The sequence below is a fragment of the Streptomyces sp. NK15101 genome (assembly GCF_020400725.1).
In the GTDB taxonomy this organism is placed as follows: Bacteria; Actinomycetota; Actinomycetes; order Streptomycetales; family Streptomycetaceae; genus Streptomyces.
This window is the reverse complement of record NZ_JAINVG010000021.1, coordinates 1-20967: the sequence shown is the minus strand read 5'-3', so window position 1 is coordinate 20967 and position 20967 is coordinate 1. Positions and strand designations below refer to the sequence as shown.

Annotated in this window: 17 protein-coding genes and 1 pseudogene; 6 read left to right on the top strand and 12 right to left on the bottom strand. The window is 72.5% G+C overall.

The features are described 5' to 3' along the window. Positions 1-2: 2 nt before the first annotated feature. A complete protein-coding gene (locus tag K7G60_RS14185; protein WP_225801242.1) occupies positions 3-467 on the top strand; it encodes a hypothetical protein in 465 nt (154 codons plus the stop codon). A 91-nt stretch (positions 468-558) separates the two neighbouring features. Here the strand turns inward: K7G60_RS14185 and K7G60_RS14180 are convergent, their stop codons facing one another. Next, a complete protein-coding gene (locus K7G60_RS14180; RefSeq protein ID WP_225801241.1) occupies positions 559-1461 on the bottom strand; it encodes an NAD-dependent protein deacetylase in 903 nt (300 codons plus the stop codon). Between the two features lie 135 nt (positions 1462-1596). Beyond that, a complete protein-coding gene (locus K7G60_RS14175; RefSeq protein ID WP_225801240.1) occupies positions 1597-2031 on the bottom strand; it encodes a hypothetical protein in 435 nt (144 codons plus the stop codon). A gap of 179 nt (positions 2032-2210) precedes the next feature. Here K7G60_RS14175 and K7G60_RS14170 point away from each other — a divergent pair, with 179 nt between their 5' ends. Next, positions 2211-2849, top strand: coding sequence for an HAD family phosphatase (locus K7G60_RS14170; RefSeq protein ID WP_225801239.1), 639 nt, complete (start codon positions 2211-2213; stop codon positions 2847-2849). Between the two features lie 48 nt (positions 2850-2897). Here K7G60_RS14170 and K7G60_RS14165 read toward each other — a convergent pair whose 3' ends face one another. The 6 genes from K7G60_RS14165 to K7G60_RS14140 form a co-directional block, all read right to left on the bottom strand. Next, complete coding sequence (locus K7G60_RS14165; protein ID WP_225801238.1) at positions 2898-3938, bottom strand: vWA domain-containing protein; 1041 nt, start codon at positions 3936-3938, stop codon at positions 2898-2900. 100 nt (positions 3939-4038) lie between these two features. Continuing rightward, complete coding sequence (locus tag K7G60_RS14160; RefSeq protein WP_225801237.1) at positions 4039-4893, bottom strand: ABC transporter permease; 855 nt, start codon at positions 4891-4893, stop codon at positions 4039-4041. After that, on the bottom strand, positions 4890-6008 hold the full coding sequence (locus K7G60_RS14155) for an ATP-binding cassette domain-containing protein (RefSeq protein WP_225801236.1): 1119 nt from the start codon (positions 6006-6008) through the stop codon (positions 4890-4892). Before K7G60_RS14155 ends, K7G60_RS14160 begins: the two co-directional genes overlap by 4 nt. A gap of 142 nt (positions 6009-6150) precedes the next feature. Then, positions 6151-6306: a VenA family class IV lanthipeptide gene (locus K7G60_RS14150; protein ID WP_225801235.1), complete on the bottom strand. Its 156-nt coding sequence runs from the start codon at positions 6304-6306 to the stop codon at positions 6151-6153. 201 nt (positions 6307-6507) lie between these two features. Continuing rightward, positions 6508-9210, bottom strand: coding sequence for a class IV lanthionine synthetase LanL (lanL, locus tag K7G60_RS14145; RefSeq protein WP_225801234.1), 2703 nt, complete (start codon positions 9208-9210; stop codon positions 6508-6510). Between the two features lie 744 nt (positions 9211-9954). Next, positions 9955-10689: a hypothetical protein gene (locus tag K7G60_RS14140; protein WP_225801233.1), complete on the bottom strand. Its 735-nt coding sequence runs from the start codon at positions 10687-10689 to the stop codon at positions 9955-9957. A 302-nt stretch (positions 10690-10991) separates the two neighbouring features. Between K7G60_RS14140 and K7G60_RS14135 the strand changes: the two genes are divergently transcribed. From K7G60_RS14135 to K7G60_RS14125, 3 genes are all read left to right on the top strand, one after another. Then, positions 10992-12884 (top strand): RICIN domain-containing protein, encoded by a 1893-nt coding sequence (locus tag K7G60_RS14135; protein WP_225801232.1) that lies wholly within the window; start codon positions 10992-10994, stop codon positions 12882-12884. A 39-nt stretch (positions 12885-12923) separates the two neighbouring features. After that, on the top strand, positions 12924-16016 hold the full coding sequence (locus tag K7G60_RS14130) for a glycoside hydrolase family 3 N-terminal domain-containing protein (RefSeq protein WP_225801231.1): 3093 nt from the start codon (positions 12924-12926) through the stop codon (positions 16014-16016). 168 nt (positions 16017-16184) lie between these two features. Continuing rightward, positions 16185-16856 carry a DUF4232 domain-containing protein gene (locus K7G60_RS14125; protein ID WP_225801230.1) on the top strand — a complete coding sequence of 224 codons (672 nt, stop codon included), beginning with the start codon at positions 16185-16187 and terminating at the stop codon, positions 16854-16856. Here K7G60_RS14125 and K7G60_RS14120 read toward each other — a convergent pair. Further along, positions 16846-17559, bottom strand: coding sequence for a metalloregulator ArsR/SmtB family transcription factor (locus K7G60_RS14120; RefSeq protein WP_225801304.1), 714 nt, complete (start codon positions 17557-17559; stop codon positions 16846-16848). The genes K7G60_RS14125 and K7G60_RS14120 overlap by 11 nt on opposite strands. Positions 17560-17642: 83 nt before the next feature. Here K7G60_RS14120 and K7G60_RS14115 point away from each other — a divergent pair, with 83 nt between their 5' ends. Next, entirely contained in the window at positions 17643-18077 is a 435-nt protein-coding gene (locus K7G60_RS14115; protein ID WP_225801229.1) for a hypothetical protein, read from the top strand. A gap of 67 nt (positions 18078-18144) precedes the next feature. Here K7G60_RS14115 and K7G60_RS14110 read toward each other — a convergent pair whose 3' ends face one another. The 3 genes and pseudogenes from K7G60_RS14110 to K7G60_RS14100 form a co-directional block, all read right to left on the bottom strand. After that, a complete protein-coding gene (locus K7G60_RS14110; RefSeq protein ID WP_225801228.1) occupies positions 18145-19002 on the bottom strand; it encodes a sulfite exporter TauE/SafE family protein in 858 nt (285 codons plus the stop codon). After that, positions 18999-19577: a rhodanese-like domain-containing protein gene (locus K7G60_RS14105; RefSeq protein WP_225801227.1), complete on the bottom strand. Its 579-nt coding sequence runs from the start codon at positions 19575-19577 to the stop codon at positions 18999-19001. The genes K7G60_RS14110 and K7G60_RS14105 overlap by 4 nt, the downstream gene beginning before the upstream one ends. 93 nt (positions 19578-19670) lie before the next feature. After that, positions 19671-20870: pseudogene (locus K7G60_RS14100) on the bottom strand (rhodanese-like domain-containing protein); the annotation flags it as partial. Positions 20871-20967: the final 97 nt, after the last annotated feature.

The window sequence follows — 20967 nt, the reverse complement described above, 5'->3', positions numbered from 1 at the left end:
CCGTGGGCGGGAACGAGCCGACGCAGACATGGTGCCCCAGCGGCGAGGCGCACTCCCCGGAGTCCGTCGTCCTGGGCGTCCGGTCCGGGCAGGACGGGAGCGTGGTCTACCTGGCCGATCCGGTGCCGGCGTCCGAGGTGCTCGGCGATGTCCCCGCGGACATCGAACCGCGCCGCATCCTGCGCTTCGCCTCGCACTGCGTGAGCGACTGCGTGAACCGCCGGGGCGCCGACTGCACCCTGGTCGAACGCGTCATGGCGCGGCCGGTCGCGCGTGAGGACGGCTCCGTCCCGCGGTGTCACCTGCGGCCCCGGTGCCAGTGGTGGACCCAGACCGGCATCGCCGCGTGCCTGCGGTGCCCCGCGATCGCGACCCGCCACCGCGTCGACGACACCCTGGCCGAGCTGGTGGCCGACCCGGCCACGACGCAGGAACAGCTCGACGCCTGGATCGCGGCGGCCGGCTGAGCACCCGGCCGGCCGCACCGGAGGGCCCCGACCGCGTGGTCGGGCCCTCCGGTGCGGTCCGTCTCCACCGGCCGACGGGGGCTCCGGTGCTTCAGCCGAGCTCCGCCGGATCCCCGGTGGGGATGTCGAGCCGCTCGGCGAGGCTGGTCAGGGCCGCCCCGAGGGGAAGGGCGACACGGGAGAGGGCGTGCCGGTCGCCTCGGGTCGGGTCCCGGTTGATGATCAGCACGGGCTTCCCCGCCTGGGCCGCCTGGCGGACGAACCGGAGGCCCGACATCACCGTGAGCGAGGAGCCGAGCACCAGCAGCGAGGCCGCCTCGTCGACCAGCCCGCGGCAGTGCTCGACCCGCCGGGGCGGGACGGCCTCGCCGAAGAACACCACGTCGGGCTTGAGGACGCCGCCGCAGTTCGCGCAGGGCACCACCTGGAAGTCGCCGACCTGCTCGTCGGTCAGATCGGCGTCACCGTCCGGGTTGATCCCGGCCGCCACCGGCCGGAAACCCGCATTGGCCTCTTCCAGCCGCCGCGCGAGCTCGTGGCGCGGGCTGTACGTCCCGCAGGAGAGGCAGACGACCCGGGCCAGACTGCCGTGGAGCTCCACCACCCCTCCGCTGCCCGCGGCCTGGTGCAGACCGTCGACGTTCTGGGTGATCACGCCCGAGAGCAGACCGTGGCGGGCGAAGGCGGCGACCGCCCGGTGCCCGGCGTTGGGCAGCGCGCGACCGAAGGTGCGCCAGCCGAGATGGCTGCGTGCCCAGTACCGGCGCCGGGCCTGGGCGCTGCCGGTGAAGTCCTGGAAGGTCATCGGGGTGTGCCGGCTGAGACTTCCGCCCTGGCCCCGGTAGTCGGGGATGCCGGACTCGGTGGAGATCCCCGCCCCGCTGAGCACCAGCACACCGCCGGTGTCCAGCGCGTCGACGACCGGCCCCAGGTCCGTCGTACCCGGCGGCAGGTCCTCGTCGGGGGTCCAGCTCAGAGTGGGACGCATGCGCATGCCGCCAGGGTACGAAACGGCCCCCTGGTGTGCGCTCCCGTGACCGGCGGCGCCGCGGCGCGGCCGTGGTCCGTGGCGCGGCCGGGATTCCGCGGTGCGGCCGTGGCTCCGTGGCGCGGCCGGGACGCCGTGCCGTCAGCCTCCGGCCGGTGCCGTCTCGGCGAGCAGGGTGAGCGCCTCCCGGCGGACCCCGGCGTCGTCGTCCTCTGAGAGCTCTCGCAGCTGCCCGAGCAGCCGGTTCAGGCCCTCGCCGGTCATCCACGCCGGAGTGCCCTGGAAGGCCGCGGCCAGCTCGTCCGCCGTGCACTCCGAGGTCGCCCGGGCCAGAGCCAGCAGGACGTGGCGAAGCCCCAGGATGTCCCCGCGTTCGAGGAGGGCGTCTGCCGTGGCCTGGGTGACCGCGGTGTCGTGAGCGTCCAGGAGGAGGCGGAGAAGGACCTCCCCTCCTCGGCCGGCCTGCTCCGACGCCGCGAGCTGCCGGCCGGCGGCGGCCCGGACGGCCCAGTCCGGGGAGTGCGAGCGCTCGATCAGCTCGCCGAGCAGCTGGTCGTCCGTCGATGTCGTGGGCACAGCTTCGCAGGCCGCCCGATGGGCGGAGCGTGGTGGCGGATTGCGACAGGGGTGTCACAGGCCTCGGCGATCGCTTGACCGTGGCCCGGGGCGCGAGACGAGAGTGTCCCTGCCGACGCGTGAACCGGCGGCATGAGGCCCGCCCGGTGATCCGGGTGGAACGAGGAGGGGGAGTGCGCGTGTCCGTGACCTGCGTGATCTTCGACATCGGGGGCGTGCTGGAGATCACGCCGGAGACGGGATGGGTGCGCCGGTGGGAGGAGCGGCTGGGACTGCCGGACGGCGGCGTGAACGAGCGCATGCGGGACGTGTGGGCGGCCGGCGGCATCGGGGCCGTCGGTGAGCGGGACGTGCACAGGGAGGTGGCGTCACGTCTGGGCCTCGACGGCCCGCACGTCGAGGCTTTCATGGCCGACCTCTGGACGGAGTATCTGGGGACCCCGAACGACGAGCTCATCGACCATGTGCGAGGACTGCGGGGGAAGTGCGGGCTGGGCATCCTGAGCAACAGTTTCGTCGGGGCCCGCGAGCGGGAGACGGAGCTGTACCGCTTCGACGAACTGGTCGACCGGATCGTCTACTCACACGAGATCGGCATCGAGAAGCCCGACCCGCGCGCCTTCGAAGCCGCATGCGCCGCCCTGGACGCGCGCCCGGAGAGCTGCCTGTTCATCGACGACGTCGCGGTCAACGTCGAGGCCGCCCGGGCGGCCGGCATGCAGGCGCACCTGTTCGAGGACAACCCCCGAACCTTCGCGCGCATCGCCGCCCACCTCGACGCCGGCCCCCTCGCCCGAGGAAGCGTCCCGCTCGGATGACGAGGCCGGTGCCCGGCCGGTCCCAGGGGCCGGCCGGGCCGCGACTCGTCAGTTCATGAGGAGGAGCCGCGTGTGGGAGACGAGCTTCCGGTTGACGCTGGTGCTCTGCACGAAGATGGTGAAGTCGTCGTTGTGGTCGGGCTTGACCCGCGTCTCCACGTCCGGCAGGCCGAGCAGGGCCCGGGCCTGCGGCCCCGTGTACACCCGGTCCGTCTTCTTCTCCAGTACCGCGATCTGCTTCCGCGCCTGGATCTTCTCCACCTTGCTCAACTGGTAGAACGCGCAGCCCGTGCGGTACGCGTGCCCGGACTCGACGACCCACTCCCGGATCCCCGCCTCACGGGACACCGGAATCAGCCGGTACTCCGACGGGTCCACCGGGGTGAGCCCGGCCGCCTTGATGGTCTCCTCGTTGACCGCCTCCGCGCCCGTGGAGAACACCGCCCGAGAACCGCGAATGCCCTTGGTGCGCCCCACCATGAACTTCTCGGTGGCCTCGCGGATGACCTGCCCGGCCTCCTCCAGGCCCTGGGTGCTGGTGGCGTCCCAGACGGCGATGTTCTCCTTCGGGAAGCCGCAGTTCATGGCCTCGCGCTTGCCCATCTGGTCCGGCACGAGGACGGCGAGGGTCCAGTTGTCCTCCTGGGCCGCGATCATCTCGGCCATGGCCTTGACCAGTTCACGCGCGGTGCCGGCCGGGGCGTCGGGGCAGCGGTGACTGGCGTTCTCCTGGCCGTCCGTCAGGACGAACGTCAGGAAGCTGTGGTCGCCGTACAGCTGGGCGGTCTGCGCCAGCTCCCGCTGCGACTTCAGCGCGGCGGCCAGCAGGGCGGTCATGCCGCCGACCCGGTACAGCTGCTTCAACGAAGGCATCCGCAGCACGTCCTTGTCGTAGATGACGCACTCCACCTTGTCCGCGAAGACGTACACCGTGACGCGGGTCTCCTGGTCCAGCTCCCTCGACCGGCGGGCGAGGTAGGCGATCTGCTGGTCCGCCACCTCCACGACCTTGCCGCTCAGGTGTGACATCGACGAACTGGCGTCCAGCACAAGGGCGACGTGATTGATGTAGTTCTGGGTTCCGGACAAGACAGCTTCCCCCTCTTTCCGACTGGATGCTCCTACCGTCTCACCCCCCACTGACAATCGGTCCCGGCTCCCGCGCGGGACGCGGAACCCGTCTTTCCGCTCACTCGGGGCGGTTGAAGCGGTGCGTCGCCCACAGCAGGGCGACGACGCCGGCGGCCAGGAGCAGGGCGGCTTCGAGGGGCAGGGGCGGTTGCCGGCCGGCCCATTCGATTCCCGCGACGGCCGCCTGGTCCGGTACCCGCAGGGCGATGGTGCGGCGGAGGAGGTCGATCGCGTACGCCAGGGGGTTGAGGTCGGACAGCGTCCGGGCCCAGGCCGGCAGGGCCGAGAGCGGGAAGAAGCCGCCGGAGAGGAACAGCAGCGGCATCATCACCAGGCCGAGCAGGGTGTGGAACGTCTCGGCCCTGCGCAGCCCCACGGCGAGGGCGAGGGCCAGGGCGGTGATGGTGAAGGAGGCCAGGACCATGCCGGCGAGAAGCAGCACCAGGAGGAGCGGATCGTAGGGCAGGCCCGCCACGCCGGCCAGGCCGAGCAGGACGGCGCCCTGGACGGCGGCGGTCAGCGTGCCGCCCGCGCAGCTTCCCAGGAGCAGGGTGGAGCGGTGCACCGGGGCCATCAGGAGCTCGCGCAGGTAGCCGCTCTCCCGGTCGGTGATCAGACGGATGCCGACCATGATGGCGGGCGTCTGCACCGTCATCATCAGCATGCCGGGGAAGAGGTAGGCCTGGTAGCCGACGCCCAGGGACGACCGGGGGATGAGGGCGGCCAGACCGCCGCCCAGGATCAGCAGGTAGAGCACGGGGTGGAGCAGCATCATCGCCGTGTGCGTGCGCTGTCCGGCGAGGCGCAGCAGATCGCGGTGGACCAGGGCGTGGACGGCCCGCAGTTCGCGCCGCAGACGAGTGACCCGTGCCCCGTCGGGTGTATCCGAGGACGTCCAGGTGAGGGCGGTCATCGGCCACCGCCGCTCTTCGCGGCCGCGGCCGTCGGTCGCGCGGAGGGGGGAGCGGGTGCCCGGCCGGGCTGTGCGGCGTCGAGGCTGCGGCCGGTGTGGTGGAAGAAGACGTCGTCCAGCGTCGGCGGGGTCGCGGAAGCGGCGTTCACCGCGATGCCGCGTGCCTCCAGCGCCCCGCACAGACGCGGGATCCAGGTGCTGCCGCCCGGGACTCGCAGGGAGACGCCGCCCGCGTCGACGGTGACGTCCCGGTCGGGCGGCGCCATGCCTTGTACGACCCGCTGCGCCGCCTCGTCGTCGCTGGTGCGCAGCACGACCCGGTCGTCTCCGATCCCGGCCTTGAGCGCGAGGGGCGTGCCCTGGGCCACCAGACGGCCGCGGTCGATGATGGCGAGGCGGTCGCAGTTCTCCGCCTCCTCCAGGTAGTGGGTGGTGACGAAGAGCGTGCTGCCGTGCGCCTCGCGCAGCGCACGGAGGTGCTCCCACACCTGGGCCCTGGCGTGGGGGTCGAGTCCGGTGGTCGGCTCGTCGAGGAACAGCAAGCCGGGGGCGTGCAGCAGTTGGCGGGCGATCTCCAGGCGGCGCCGCATGCCGCCGGACAGAGTGCGGACGGGGGAGCGGCGCCGGTCGGTCAGTCCGGCGGTGTCGAGCACTTCGGCGGCGCGCCGGCGGGCCTCACGGCGGGCCAGCCCGTAGAGGCGTGCGTGGATGTGGAGGTTCTGTTCGGCCGTCAGGTCCGGGTCCACGGCACTGTGCTGGAAGAGCATCCCGACCCTTCGCCGTACCGTCTGGGGCTGGGTGAGGACGTCGGCGCCGGCCACCGTGGCATGACCGGAGGTGGGGCGGGCCAGCGCGCACAGCATGGAGATGGTGGTGGATTTGCCCGCCCCGTTGGGACCGAGGAAAGCGAAGGTCTCGCCTCGCGCCACGTCCAGGTCCAGGCCGCTCACGGCATGGGTGGTGGTGCCCTCCGGTCCGGGGTAGCTCTTGACCAGACCGCGCGTGCTGATGGCGTACGCGGAGTCGGGAAGGTCTTGTGGGGAGGGCGGGCCCGCCGGGGCGGCCGTCCTGAGGGCCGTGGGGGCGAGGTCGTCATCGCCGGCGTGTCGCTGCATGGGGCTGGTCCTCGTCTACGGGTTCGCCGGGTCGAAGGCCCCCGGCGCGGTCGGCCGCGCTCCGGGGGCGTGCTGCTGTTCCGGTCGTGACTCCGGCCGGCGGCTGCCCGGGACAGCCGCCGGCCGGATGGTGGTGCCTGTCCTAGGCGCAGCTGATGCCGATGCAGACGGTGTTGAGGAGGGTCAGCAGGCCGATGCACTCACACGTGTCGTTCATCGCCACTCCGTCGACGCCGACGGGGTCGGTCTCGGGAAGGGCGTGGAGGCGGGCCAGCAGTTCGAGGTCCTGGTTCTCCATGGGATTCTCCTTCTCTGAGGTGGCGGCAGCACTTCTCTGCCGCTCGACCCGGCGTCCGGACCGTCCGGCACCGGGAGTCTGTGGGAAATGTCCGCAGGAGGAAGGCCGGGACGACGGCGGACGCGTCGTCCCGTTCGTGGAGCGGTTCGCGGTACGCGGGGGAGGTGCGGGCCGCGGCGTCGGGCCCCCGGCCCCTGCCGCTCAGCCCCGCCGCTCGACCGTCCAGTGCCGAGGGCCGGTGTGACGGGTCCGCAGGAGGAAGGCGAGGATTCCGGCGGAACCGTCGCTCCAACTGGTCGAGACCTCCCCGTACTCGTTGGGGAAGACCACGTGCCCCTGGCGCCGGGCCCCTTCGGCCAGGATGAGGTCGGCCAGTTCCTCGGCCGCGTCCCGGTGGACGGGGTCTCCCGTGGCGTCGGCCATGTCGAGGAGGAAGTCGCCGTTGCCCGCCAGGCCGTGGCACTGGGTGAGCGGGGCGCGGGAGGCGCGTTCCACGACGGCGTGCGCGCCGCCGCGGGCGAGCTCGCCGAACCTGTCGTCGCCGGTGGCCTCCCACAGCCGTACGAGGAAGCCGCCGATGCCCGCGGAGCCGTGGCACCAGTACGGGGCCGTGGGCACGTCACCGGACTGGGCCGGCCACTGGACCGCCTCGCCGATGCGTACGGCGTGGGCCAGGAGGTCCTCGCCGACCTCCAGGGCCAGCTCCCGGTGTTCCGAACGCTGCGAGAGGTCCGCGGCGGCGAGGAGGAAGCAGCCGATGCCGGACGTTCCGTGGGCGAAGCCGAGGTAGCGTTTGCCGCCTTCCGGGGAGTCGGCTTCCGCGGGGACAGGCCATCCCACTCCGGGCGCCTCGCGCTGGACGGCGGCGGTCAGCCGGTCGGCCGCGTCGACGACCAGGTCGGCGAAGCGCGTGTCCCCGGTGCGCCGCCACAGATGAAGGGCGGCGAGTCCGCTGCCCGCGGTGCCGTGGGTGACGTCGTGGTGGGGCGTCGCCAGTTGCGGGGCCAGCGCAAGGTCCAGCGCGTGCTCGACGAGCCGTCGGTCGTCGACGGCGCGTCCGGCGTCGTACAGCGCCCACGCGGTGCCACGGCCGCCGAAGTGCAGACCGGGGCGTGGGGAGCGGAGGTCGGTGCGGTCCGCGATCCAGCGGCCCGCGGTGGAGAGCAGTCCGGGCAGGCGCGGGTCGCCGGTGAGCTCGAAGTACCGCGTCAGCACGGCCAGGACCCCGGCCGCGCCCTGCTGGACGGTGCACGGGTCGCTCTCCCCGGCCAGTGTCGACACGGGCCACAGCCGCCGGTCGTCCGCCGGGGTCATCGAGTCGACGAGGTGATCCACGAGCCCGGCCACCACGTCATCCGCCGTCCGGCCTCCCGGCACCGGACCGACGGCGGCGGAAGACCCCGTCCTCCGCACGGCGGCCCCGCCCGCGCTCCCCGGCGGCGCCGCCGGGTCCGCCCTCCGCAGTGCCTCCCGGGCCCTGGAGGGGTCCCACCGCTCGGCCGGATCGTCCCTCATCAGCCCGAGGATCATGTCCACCACGCCGTCCGGCAGCCGCAGCGGACGGGTGCAGGCCGTGAGCCACGCGGCGAACCGCTCCTCGGCCGCCTTGCCGGCGGGCTCCTCGGGCAGCAGGTTCGGGACCTTTCCGGCCAGGACGAAGCACGCGGTGGCGCCGAGGCTGTAGTAGTCGGCCGTCGGGTGGACGGGCGCGTCGGCCAGGCGCTCGGGGGCGCTGAAACCGGGCGTTCCCACGCGGGTCGGCAGGGCGGTCTCGTCCGCCGGGACCGCGAGTTCCAGGTCGATGAGGCGCAGCTCGCCGTCCGGGCGGACCATGACGTTGCCCGGGGTGAAGTCCCGCAGGACCAGTCCGCGGGCGTGCGCCGCCGCCACCAGGTCCACCAGGCGCGCGACCTGTGCCAGCGCGTCGGCGCGGTACCGCTCGCCCCCCGCGTCGCGGAAGTGCTCGGCCACCCAGGTGCGCAGCGTCACGCCCGGCACCTCGTCCTGGGCCAGGAACAGATGCCCGGCGTGCTCGAACAGCGCCACCGCTTCCGGAGCCAGCCCCGTGCCCTTGAGCTTCTCCAGCGTCCGCGCCTCGGTGCGCAGCCAGTCCCGGACGTCGCCGCCGGAGGCGTCGCCCTCCACGTGCGGCCGGGCCTCCTTGATCACCACGCCCGCGCCCGTACGGGTGTCGCTGCCCCGGTAGACGCCGCCCTTGTTCGTCTGCCGGATCGCCTCCCGCACCGCGAAGCGGCCGCCGAGCACCACCGGACGACTCGTCGTGTCCCCGCCGCGCGGCGCCACCGGCACCGAGGCGGGGAACGGACAGACGGCCCAGGGCGGCGGCGCGTACTGGCCGGTGCGCTTGTCCTCCACGGGGTTGCCGTCGGGGTCCTCGATGAACCACACCAGCAGACCGTTGTCCGACAGCCGCCGCCGGCCGGCGAAGGCCCCGTAGCGGTAGTGCACCAGACTGCGCGCGGCGTAGGGCTGGTCGGACAGGATCCGCGGACCGGCCAGCCCCGCCGTCGCCTCGTGCAGGTCCCGGGCGATCCCGGCCGCCTCGGCGTCGGAACGCGGATAGACGGTGATGAACTTGCCCGAGCTTCCGCGCGGCGTCGCCCTGGAGTTCAGCGCACTGACCTGCTCCAGCGACCGGGCGAACTTGAACCCGGACCTCTCCCGCAGCAGCACGCCCAGGGCCTTGGTGAGGACCTCGGGCGCGGAGGCGGCCGTGGCCGACACGTGCAGCTTCCACCCCTGCTCGCGCCGCGTCCCGGCCGCGGGCGCGACCCGGCACCACATCTCGTCCGCCTCGACCGCCCAGAGCGCACCCGTGCCCGTGGCGTGCAGCGCCTGGCGGAGCAGGTCTTCCAGTTCGACTTCGGTAGCGTGGCTCGTCATTTACACGTCCCTCTCAACGGTGAGAACCGCTGACGGGAAGGTGCCCGATGACATAAACGGACCAACACACACCCACCTGGATTCACTTCATTCAGCGAGCGCACGGCGCGGTACCGCCAGGAGGGGGGCGCGCGCTCCGGCGCAGAAGACAGCGCCGGAGCGCGCAAAGCCGCACCGGGTGGTGGAGTCGGTCCGAGTGCGGCCTGACCTCGTCGCGATCGGACCCGTGAACAGGCGGACCCGCGAACGGACGGGGGTGGGAACAGACGGTCACGGGGACAAACGGGGGCGGGAACAAACGGGCGTGGGAACAAATGAGCGCGGAAAAAGGGGCGTGGGAAAAGGAGCGGGTCCGAGGGCGTAGCCTGCCCCCGGACCCTGTCGATGCCGCTCACATCACACGCCGGCACGCTTGAGGACCCGGGTCATTCGTCATTGCGTCGCGTCCTGCCTTTGGACCACCGCCGATCGAGCTCGGCGGACCAGATTCGAACTGGCATTTCGACGCACCAGGGCCCGGGCCCGGTCGATCCGGCGATGAGCGGCGCATGCTGAGTCTGGAGCAATAGTCTGAGATTGACCGCGGACTGCCTCTGCCTGTTGGGCCACCCCGGCGGGAAGTGCCGGGAGGAGGACTCGAACATCCACAGGAACCGCGGATGTCACGACAAGGCTCAGCTTCAGCTTTGCGCTCCTCGCGCACCCCGGCCGTGTGCTGTGGCCGGGGAGACCATGGTGTCCCCGCTACCCGAAGAGGTAGCCGAAGACGGCGTCGCCGACCCGCTGGTCGGTGACCTCGGTGCTGTTCGCCTCCTCGCGGGCGAACTTCACCGCCTGCTGGAGCTTCTCCACCCGCTCCAGGAGTTCGTTGACCCGGCGCGCCGGCAGCGCACCCGAGAACTTCACCGTGGTCCAGTAGCCGACCGGCACGTCCTCGTAGTAGACCTCGACCTGGGCCGGGTGCTTGTCCGTCGCCTCCGCCTTCACGTGGTTGCGCGGCACCTTCTTCGTCCGGACCGTGCGCACGACGTCGGTCTTCCAGGCGTCCGTCGACGGGTCCTGCGTCCACGACTCCGCCGCGTCGAGGACCGGAAGCTTGCGGACGAAGGTGTTGATGTCCGTCAGCTGCTTCTCCAGGAAGAGCAGGTACGCCACGGGCACCTGCCCCACGAGCACGCGCCCGTCGACCGTGACGTCCGCACGCGCCTCGCAGTTCGCCCAGTCCTTGGTGGCCGTCACGTCGAAGAGGCGGGTCAGTGCCCGCGCGGTGTCGCGCAGCACGTCCTCGGCCTTCACCTGCACCAGGGTCGACTCGGGCGGCAGCTGCTCGCCCTCCTCGTCCTTCGGCTGGTAGGTGCGGGAGATGCCGGCGAGCAACGCGGGCTTCTGCAGCCCGTGGTGAGCTGCCGTCAGGTCCTGGTGCGCCCGGGACTTGACGCCCTTCTCCACTGCGATGATCTGGTTGAGTTTCGTTGCCACGTCGCCGACCTTAGGGCGGCGACCCCGGGCCGGTCGAACGGTTTTTCGCGCCCGGACGGACGTCCGGCACCCGGACGAATCCGGCTCGAACCCGCCGGTCGTGTTCAGGAGTTGACCGCAAGAGGGGTTGACGGGGGTTCACCGCCTCCATAACTTCACACCTTGATATAAGCCTTGCCGTCCTGCTGTGCGCGCACCGCGCTCCGGCCGTCCCGGTGGTCCGGACCGTCCGGACACCCGTGTCGCCGTGTCGCCGTGGCGCTCCCCATCGAAAGGCATGTCAGGTGCATTACAGGTCTTGGTTGTCCGTGCGACGGAGCCGGTCGCGCCCCCGTCGCCTCGCCGCCCTCGTGGCCGGAGCCCTCCTCGCGAGCGGCCTGGTCATGACCGGTCCCGGCGTCGCACAGGCCGCCGGCGAGCGGGTCGACGTCTGGCTGACCACCACCTCCGACGCCGGAGGCCGTACCGTCACCCGGGGACTCGCCCCACAGGCACCGACGGCCTTCGGCCCCGCCGGCGGCAGCGCGAGCCACACCATCGCCGTCGACGAGGCCACCACCTACCAGCAGTTCGAGGGCGGCGGCGCCTCCCTCACGGACACCACCGCCCACCTCCTGCGCGGCGGTGCGGTCAGCGCCGCCACCCGCGACGAGGTCATGCGCAGGCTGTTCTCGCCCTCCGACGGGATCGGCCTCTCCTTCGTCCGCAACCCGATCGGCGCCTCCGACCTCTCCCGGCCCGGCAACGTCTCCCTCGACGACACCTGCTGCGACCTCTCCGACTTCGGCACGAACGGCTACGACACGAACGTGCGGCTGCTGACCGTCCAGGCCAAGCAGCTGAACCCGGCCCTCCGCGTGAAGGGGGTGCCCTGGAGCGCCCCCGGATGGATGAAGGACAACGGCCGGATGGACCAGATGGGCTGGCTGAAGTGGGAGTACTACCCGCTCTACGCCCAGTACCTGGTGAAGTACGTCCAGAGCTACCAGGCCGCCGGGGTCAAGGTCGACTACCTCTCCGTCCAGAACGAGCCGAACTGCTGCCAGGCGAGCAACCCCACCGCCATGAACTACCCGGGCATGAGCTGGAACCCCTCCGGCCTGGTCGAGTTCACGAAGAACCACGTCTACCCCGCCTTCCGCGCGGCCGGCATCACCACCAAGGTCCTCGTGCACGACTGGAACTACGGTGACTACGCGAACTTCGGCGCGGCCGTCCTCGGGGACGCGGGCGTACGGAACGACCCCCTCTTCGGGGGCATCGCCTGGCACGGCTACTTCGGCGACCCCGCCGTCGGCAGCCAGGTCCACACCCAGTACCCGTCCGTACGGCAGTTCAGCACCGAGCACTCCGGCGGCACCTGGATCACGAACCAGCACGACGAGGACCTGAAGGACATCGTCGGCTACGCCCGCAACTGGAGCAGCAGCCTGGTCAAGTGGAGCCTGGCCGTCAACCAGGACATGGGCCCGCACAACGGCGGCTGCGGCACCTGCACCGGGCTGATCACCGTGCAGGAGGGCGGAGCGCGCGCCGGGCAGGTCGACTACACGATCGAGTACTACACGACCGGACACCTCACGAAGTTCGTCCGGCCCGGCGCGTACCGGATCGCCTCGACCGACGACGCCGGCCTCCCGAACGTGGCCTGGCGCAACCCGGACGGCTCCAAGGCGCTCATCGCCCACAACGGCGGCGCCTCCGCCCGGTCCCTCCGCGTCGACTGGGGCGGCCAGTCCTTCACGTACACCCTGCCGGCCCGCACCACCGCCACCTTCACCTGGTCCGGTACGGCGGCGGGCGCACCCACCGGACCGATGACCGGTCTCGCCGGCAAGTGCCTCGACGTGGCCGGCGCGGCCACCGCCGACGGCACCCCGGTCCAGCTCTACACCTGCAACGGGACCGCGGCCCAGCGGTGGACGCTCGCCGCCGACGGCACCGTACGGGCCCTCGGCAAGTGCCTCGACGTCACCGGAGCCGGAACCGCCGACGGCACGAAGGTGCAGCTCTACACCTGCAACGGCACCGGCGCGCAACGCTGGACGTACGACCCCGGGACGCACGACGTCGTCAACACGGCCGCCGACAAGTGCCTGGACGTCACCGGCAACTCCTCGGCCGACGGCACCCGCGCCCAGATCTGGACCTGCACGGGCGGCGCCAACCAGAAGTGGACCCACCAGCCGTCCTGAACCTCCTTCCCCCCCGTACCCCTCATCCGAGGAGCCCGCATGCCGCACCCGCGCCACCGAAGAAGGGCGAGCGCCGCCGCGCTCGCCGCCACCGCGGTCCTCGCCGGACTGCTCGCCGGAGCCGTGCCCAGCGCCGCCGCCCCCGGCGCCGACGGAGACCCGGCCCCCCGGGCCGTCGACCGCTTCGAAGGGGAGGTCCCCTTCACCGGACCTCCCGCCGAAGGCCTCTTCACCTGGGGCAGCGACACCGACGACCACCCCGCCCTCACCCTCGCCGAACGCGCCGACGCCCCCGAAGGCGCGAAGGTCCTCGAAGGCCGCTACGACATCAGCGGCTGGGGCGGATTCACCCACGACTTCGCCTTCGACCGGCCCGCCCAGGACTGGACCGCCCACAAGGGCATCCGCTTCTGGTGGTACGGCCAGAACACCGCGCCCCTGCCGCCCGGCTCCGGAAAGCGGATCAACTTCGAGATCAAGGACGGCGGGGCGAACGGCGAGGCGTCCGAACTGTGGACGACCTCCTTCACCGACGACTGGGAGGGCTGGCACCTCGTCGAGATCCCCTTCTCCGAGTTCCACTACCGCGCCGACTACCAGCCGGTCGGCGGCATCGACCAGGTCCTCGGCCTCGACCGCATGTGGGGATACGCGCTCACGCTGCCGACCGGCGCGCCCGGCCGCTTCGCCCTCGACGGCGTCGAGCTGTACGGGAAGGCGGATCCCGTCCGGAACACCCGCGTCACCACCGGTGCCGTCGTCCACCCCGTCGACGAGGGAGGCACCGCCCGGATCGACGTCTCGGTGACCACCACCGGCGCCGCGCCGACCGGCGAGCCCGTCACCGTCACGTACGCCACGGACGACACCGGCCCCGCCGAGCCGGGCAAGGACTACACCCCGGTGTCCGGCAGCGTGGAGTTCCCCGCCGGTACGCCCTCCGGGACGACCCGCTCGATCACCGTGCCGACCCTGAAGGACGGCGCCGGTGAGGAGGCCGAGACGATTCCGGTGAAGCTGACCGTCGACGGAGCCAAGGCGCCCGCCGAGACGCCGGTGGTCGTCGTCGACGCGCACGGACTGCCCTACCTCGACAAGCGCCTGCCGGTGAAGAAGCGGGTCGCGGACCTCCTCTCCCGGATGACGCTCCGGGAGAAGGCCGGGCAGATGACCCAGGCCGAGCGCAACGCCCTGCGCTCGCCCGGCGACATCGCGGGCCACGGTCTCGGCTCCCTGCTCTCCGGCGGCGGCTCCGTCCCCACCCCCAACACCCCGGAGGCGTGGGCCCGCATGGTCGACGCCTACCAGCTGCGCGCCCAGGCCACCCGGTTGCAGATCCCGCTGATCTACGGCGTGGACGCCGTGCACGGGCACAACAACGTCGTCGGTTCGACGATCATGCCGCACAACATCGGGATCGGCGCCGGACGCGACCCCCGTCTCGCCGCCAGGACCGGTGCCGTCACCGCCGAGGAGGTACGGGCCACGGGCGTGCCCTGGGACTTCGCCCCCTGCCTGTGCGTGACCCGGGACGAACGCTGGGGCCGCTCCTACGAGTCCTTCGGTGAGGACCCGGCACTCGTCACCGCCATGGAGACCGTGATCGACGGGATGCAGGGCGCGGCGGACGGCCGGGACCTCGACCGGAGCGACAAGGTGCTGACCACCGCCAAGCACTTCGTCGGCGACGGCGGCACCGCCTTCGGCTCGTCGACGACCGGCTCGTACACGATCGACCAGGGCGTCACCCGCGTCACCCGCGAGGAGCTGGAGGCCGTCCACCTCGCGCCGTTCACCGAAGCCGTGAAGCACGGCGTGGGCACGGTCATGCCCTCGTACTCCTCGCTCGACGTCCTCGGCGACGACCGGGGGCCCGTGAAGATGCACGCGAACGCCGAGATGATCAACGGCGTGCTCAAGGACCGGATGGGCTTCGAGGGCTTCGTCATCAGCGACTGGCAGGCCATCGACCAGATCCCCGGCGACTACCCGAGCGACGTGCGGACCTCGGTCAACGCCGGCCTGGACATGATCATGGTGCCGACGAACTACCAGGAGTTCACCCGGACACTGATCGCCGAGACGGAGGCGGGCCGCATCCCCACCGCACGGATCGACGACGCCGTCGCCCGGATCCTCACCCAGAAGTTCCGCCTGGGCCTCTTCGAGGAGCCGTACGCCGACACCACCCACCTCGCGACCGTCGGCTCGGCGGAGCACCGCGCGGTGGCACGGGAGGCGGCGGCCGCCTCGCAGGTGCTCCTGAAGAACGAGGGCGGCGTGCTGCCGCTCAAGCCGACCCAGAACGTGTACGTGGCGGGATCCAACGCGGACGACCTCGGCAACCAGGCCGGCGGATGGACCGTCACCTGGCAGGGCGCCTCGGGCCGGACGACCACCGGCACCACGATCCTGGAGGCGATGCGGAAGTCCGTCGACCCCGGCACCACGCTCACCTGGTCCGAGGACGCCACCGCGCCCACCGCGGGACACGACGCCGGTGTCGTGGTGGTCGGCGAGAAGCCGTACGCCGAGGGCATGGGCGACGTCGGCAACGGACACGACCTGGAACTGAGCGCGGCCGACCAGGCGGCCGTCGACCGGGTCTGCGCAGCCATGCCGTGCGCGGTGCTCGTCGTCTCCGGCCGCCCCCAACTCATCGGCGACCGGCTGCCCGCGATCGACGCGCTGGTGGCGTCGTGGCTGCCCGGGACGGAGGGCGACGGCGTGGCGGACGTCCTGTACGGCCGGCGGCCCTTCACCGGACAGCTCCCGGTGAGCTGGCCGAGGTCGGAGGACCAGCTGCCGCTGAACGTGGGCGACACGCGCTACGACCCGCAGTTCCCGTACGGCTGGGGCCTGACCACGCTGCACGGCACGCCGCGGGGAGGAGAGCCGGCGCTGAGGGCGATCGGGCTCGCCGCCCGTGCTCTCCAGCAGGCCGGACACGGAGACTCCGCCGCGGCGCGGAGGCTCGTCGGCCGGGCCCGGCTGATCGTCCAGGACCGCATCGGGCAGCACGTCACGGAGGAGGCGGCGAAGCCGTTCGCCGAGGCGGACCACCTGCTGCTCAGTGGTGATCCGGTGGGCGCCGTCGGCAAGCTGACCGCGGCGTTCCGCGCGGCGGGCTGACCGCACGCCGCCTGGGAGCGGTCTTCATGCGCCCCGGGGTTCCCACGGGACTCCCGGGGCGCGCCGTGGTGATTTCGGTAAGGCGCCGTCACAGAACCGTGAAGCGGGCGCGCGAACCTGGTGTCCACCACAACGCAGTCGTGCGTTGCCATCGGGGGGAGTACCGCCATGAGTTCCGTTCGCAGAGCAGCCGTCGTCCTCGTCGCCGCGTCCGCACTGGCGCTGACCGCCTGCGGGCCTTCCGAGGACGGAGCCGCGGGCGGCTCCGGGGCGCCGGCCGCGACGCCCTCCGCCGCCACTCCGTCCACGCCGGCGAAGCCCACGAAGCCCGCCGAGTCGTCGAAGCCGTCGACGCCCGTCACGACGCCGAAGCCGGTCAAGCCGTCGACGCCTTCCAAGCCGGTCTCGCCGTCGACCGATCCGGACTACGACGTCTTCCCGTGCAGCACGTACGACGTGACGTTCAAGGCGAGCCTGGCCGAGTCCACGACCAGCAGCTACCTGCTGAAGGTCACGAACAAGAGCGGCAAGCCGTGCCGGGTGCTCGGCCACCCCGTCGTGACCTTCGGCGACCTTGACGGGCAGGCGACGGAGCGCGGTGCCGCCCCCGGCATCGAGGACGCCATCCGGCTCGCCCCGGGCGAGTCCGCCTACGCGGGGCTCATGGGCGGTCTGAAGGGGCCCAAGAGCAAGACGGTCTCCTCGATCGCGATGACCATGAACACCGAGTCCGACCTGGAGCAGGTGCCGCTCAAGGCCTCGACGCCCGGCTTCAACGTCTCCGAGGAGAACTCCGTCACCGCGTGGACGGACAACGCCGAGGACGCGCTCAGCCTGTAGCCGGGCGTTCCCCCACGGTCGGCCGCAGCCGGACGCAGCACCGTCCGGGGGAGGGCGCCAGGCACGCCTCGAACACGGTTCCGGCGATGCCCGCGAGGACACCGCGGAGCAGATGGAGGTTCATGCCGCACACCGTCCGGGCGTGTTCCTGGGCGAGCGCGTGGAAGGGGCAGTTGGCCAGGACGAGGTCATCGCCCTCGCGGAGCGGCTCGAAGCCGTACCGCTCCAGGAACCCGAAGACGTCCGTGCGGTCCTGCGCGCCCAGCTGTGTGCCGAGCTCTTCGGCCTTGCGGTGCAGCACCCCCCGCACGGGCTCACCGGTCGCGTCGGACTCCTCCACCGCGTGGGCGAGGAGCCGCCCGGCCAGCTCGTAGCGGCGGTCCGGAAGGTTGACCGTGACCTGCTTGGCCGAGCGCCGGTAGAGCTTCGCCGGCCGTCCCGCACCCGGCCCCGAGCGTCCGCTGCGGCGTTCGTAGACGACGTCGAGCAGGGACTCGTCGGCCAGCCGGTCCAGGTGGAACGCGGCGGTCTTGCGGGCGAGCCCGAGCGCGGCGGCGGCCTCGTCCCTGCTCACGGGGCCGGACTCGCGCACCACGTGGTCGTACAGCCTTCGGCGGGTCGGCTCGTCGAGAGCGGCGACGGCGGAGACCGCGGGGTCGCGTGCTTCGGGGTCGCGTACTTCCTTCGGGGTGTCCACGAACACCAGTGTAAAACCCACTGTCATTGACTAAAGAACGAGAGAGGTCTTCTATAGGAAATGAACCTTGCCTATAGAAGGAGGGGGCCATGTCCTCCGTCACCACCTCCACCACCGACGTGACCGCCCGGCGGCGGGCGGCGCTCGCCGATCCCGGCTACCAGGCGTTCGTGATCCTCCGTACCGGATTCACGGTGGCGCCGGTCCTCTTCGGGCTGGACAAGTTCGCCGACCTGCTCGTGGACTGGCCCGCCTACCTCGCGCCGTGGATCGACGACATCGTCCCCGGCAGCGCCCAGGCCGCCATGTACGCGGTCGGCGTGATCGAGATCGTGGCCGGGATCGTCGTCGCGCTGGCTCCCCGCTTCGGCGGCTGGCTCGTCGCCGGCTGGCTGGCCGGGATCATCGTCAACCTGCTGACCATCCCGGGCCACTACGACGTCGCGCTGCGCGACTTCGGACTGCTCCTCGGCGCCGTCGCGCTCGCCAGGCTCGCCCGGAAGTACCACGCCGAACGGAACTGACGCGTTCGGGCGGGCGACGCCGCATGGCGCCACCCGCCCGTCGCCCGGGACCGGAGGGGCGTGCTCCTCACGCCCCTCCGTGGGCGGAGAGGCGCGAGCCCCGCCACAGCCGGCACGTGACCGCGCCGGTCAGCGCGCCCCCGATGGCCGCCCACGTGGCCGGGTGGACCCACACGGCGGTGTCGACCTGCTGCGCGAGCACGGAGACGCCCATGGCGACGACGAACCAGCCGAACGCCGTGCGCAGCGCGTCCTGCGGGATGCGACCCGCCAGCCTGGTGCCCAGGAGGCCGCCGGCCACCGCCGCCGCGGTCACCGCCAGGGCCGGGCCCCAGTCGAGCTGGACGCCAGAGAGGTGCCCGGCGAGCCCGGCGAAGGAGTTCATGCCGATGACGAGGAGCGAGGTGCCGACCGCGACGCCCATCGGCAGCCCGCCGAGAACGGCGAGTGCCGGGACGACGAGGAAACCGCCGCCCGAGCCCACCAGCCCCGTCACCGCGCCGACGGCGAGACCCTTGACCGCGAGGTGCTTCAGCGGCGGCTCGGCGTGGACCCGCGGCTCCCGGCCGCGCCGTGGCTTGCGGAGCATCGCGGCCGCCGTGGCCAGCATCATCAGGGCGAAGGCCACGAGCAGGACCGTTCCCGGGACGTACTCGGCGAGCCGGCCGCCGCCGTACGCCCCGGCCATGCTGAACCCGCCGAAGAGCAGGCCGGTCCGCCAGTGGACCCGGCGGGCCCGGGCGTGGGGGATCAACGCGGCGAGACTGGTCGCGCCGACCACGAACAGGGAGGTGGCGATGGCCTCCTTGGTGTCCTGCCCGGCCAGGTGGACCAGGATCGGCACCGTCAGGACCGAGCCGCCGCCCCCGAGGGCGCCCAGGCTCACTCCGGCGAGCAGGGACGCGGCGACGGCCAGGCCGATCACGAGGCGCTCCGCAGCTCCGCGATCACCGTACGGATGTCGGTGCGCGGCCCGCGGTTGTACGGCAGCCTGGACAGCAGCACGCCCATGGCGCAGGAGTTGCTGAGGGCCGCGTAGGTCAGGCCTGCGCCGATCGCGGTGCCGATCAGGTGCGCCCAGGGAACGAACACCCCGACGAGGCCGGTGGCCAGGACGACGGAGCCGGCCACGAGCCGGACCTGGCGCTCCATGTCCCACCGCTCGGGACCCCGCTCGACGGGCGCGCCGGCCGCCTCCCAGGCCGCGATGCCGCCCTCCAGGACGCGGAGGTTCGGCAGCCCGCCGTCGGCCAGGGCCTTCTCGGCCTGGGCGGCGCGCTGTCCGGAGCGGCAGACGAGCACGACGTCCTCGTCGAGGTGGGCCAGGAGCTCGGCGCGGTGCTCGCGCAGGGTGTTCAGGGGCACGTTGTACGAGCCGGGGATGTGCGCCGTACGGAACTCGCCGGGCGTCCGTACGTCGAGCAGGCGCGGGGCGCGCCCTTCCTGGACGAGCCGGTGGAGCGCGGCGGGCGTGAGGGCGGGGGCGGGGGTGGTGCTCATGGGATTCCACTTCAAGTCGGTCCGCATACACCCCCGGGGGTATATGCGAAGGTGTGGGGAGCCCCGGCGGGCGACGGGGCCCGAGGGGGGTGGTCAGGCGTCGGCGGTCTCGGCCGCCGACTCCGTCAGAGCCCAGGCGGTGTAGCCGCCGAGGATGTCGGAGACGTCCCGGAAGCCGCGCCGGCGCAGCAGGCTCGCGGCGATCGAGGAGCGGTGGCCGCCCGCGCAGTGCAGGACCAGCGGCCGGTCGGCGGGCAACTCGTCCGCTCGGTGCGGGAGTTCGCTGAGCGGGATGTGCAGGGCCGACGCGATGAAGCCGTTCGCCCCGCGCTCGCCGCAGGTGCGGACGTCCACGACGACCGGCGGCCGCTCGCCCGCGAGTGCGGCCCGCAGCTGCGCGGCGGTGACCCGGCTCGCGGGGGAGACCTCGGCCGCCAGCGCCTCCAGGGCGTCCTCGGGGTCGCGCAGGTAGCCGACGACCCGGTCGAAACCGATCCGGGCCAGACGGGTGACGACCTCCTCCTCCCGGTCCTGCGGAGCCATGACGACCAGCTCGGCGGCCGGGTCGAGGACGGTGCCGGCCTGCTCGGCGAAGCGCCCGTCGGCCGGCACGTTCACCGCGCCGCGCAGATGTCCGGCCGCGAACTCCTGGGGGTCGCGGGCGTCCACCACGACCGCCCCGGCGGCCCGCAGCCCGGTGAACTCGCCGAGCGCCAGCGGACGGGGAGCCGCCGCGCCGTAGCGGGCGCGGTCCTTGCGGTTGAGCTCGGCGTCGTACGCGAAGTAGCCGGGCGCGGCCGCCTGTCCGGCGGTGACGAGCGCGACGAACTCCTCGCGGCCCATCGGCGCGCAGGCGTAGTTGGCCGCCCGTTGCTCGCCGATCGTCGACTGCTTCTCCGCCGACAGGTTCTTGCCGCAGGCCGATCCGGCGCCGTGCGCGGGAAAGACCCGCACCTCGTCCGGCAGTCCCATCAGCTTGTTCTGCACGCTGTCGTGGAGCATCGCGCCGAGCTCCTCGGCGGTCACGCCCACCGAGGCGAGCAGATCGGGGCGGCCGACGTCGCCGATGAACAGCGCGTCGCCGGTCAGGACGCCGTACGGCACCTCGTCCTCGGCCCGCTCGTACACGAGGACGCTGATCGACTCCGGGGTGTGCCCGGGCGTCTCCAGGATCTGCAGGGTGACGTCGCCGAGCGGGATCCGCTCGCCCTCGGCGAGGTGGCGGATCGGGTACTCCGTCTCGGCGCGCCGCCCGTAGCCGATCCAGGCGCCGGTCTCGTCGGCCATCTCCAGGGCCAGGCGAACTGCTCCAGGCCGGGCGAGCCGTACACCTGGAAGAGGATGCCGGTGAAGACGACCTGGACGATCGCGAACATGACGAGCAGCGGCA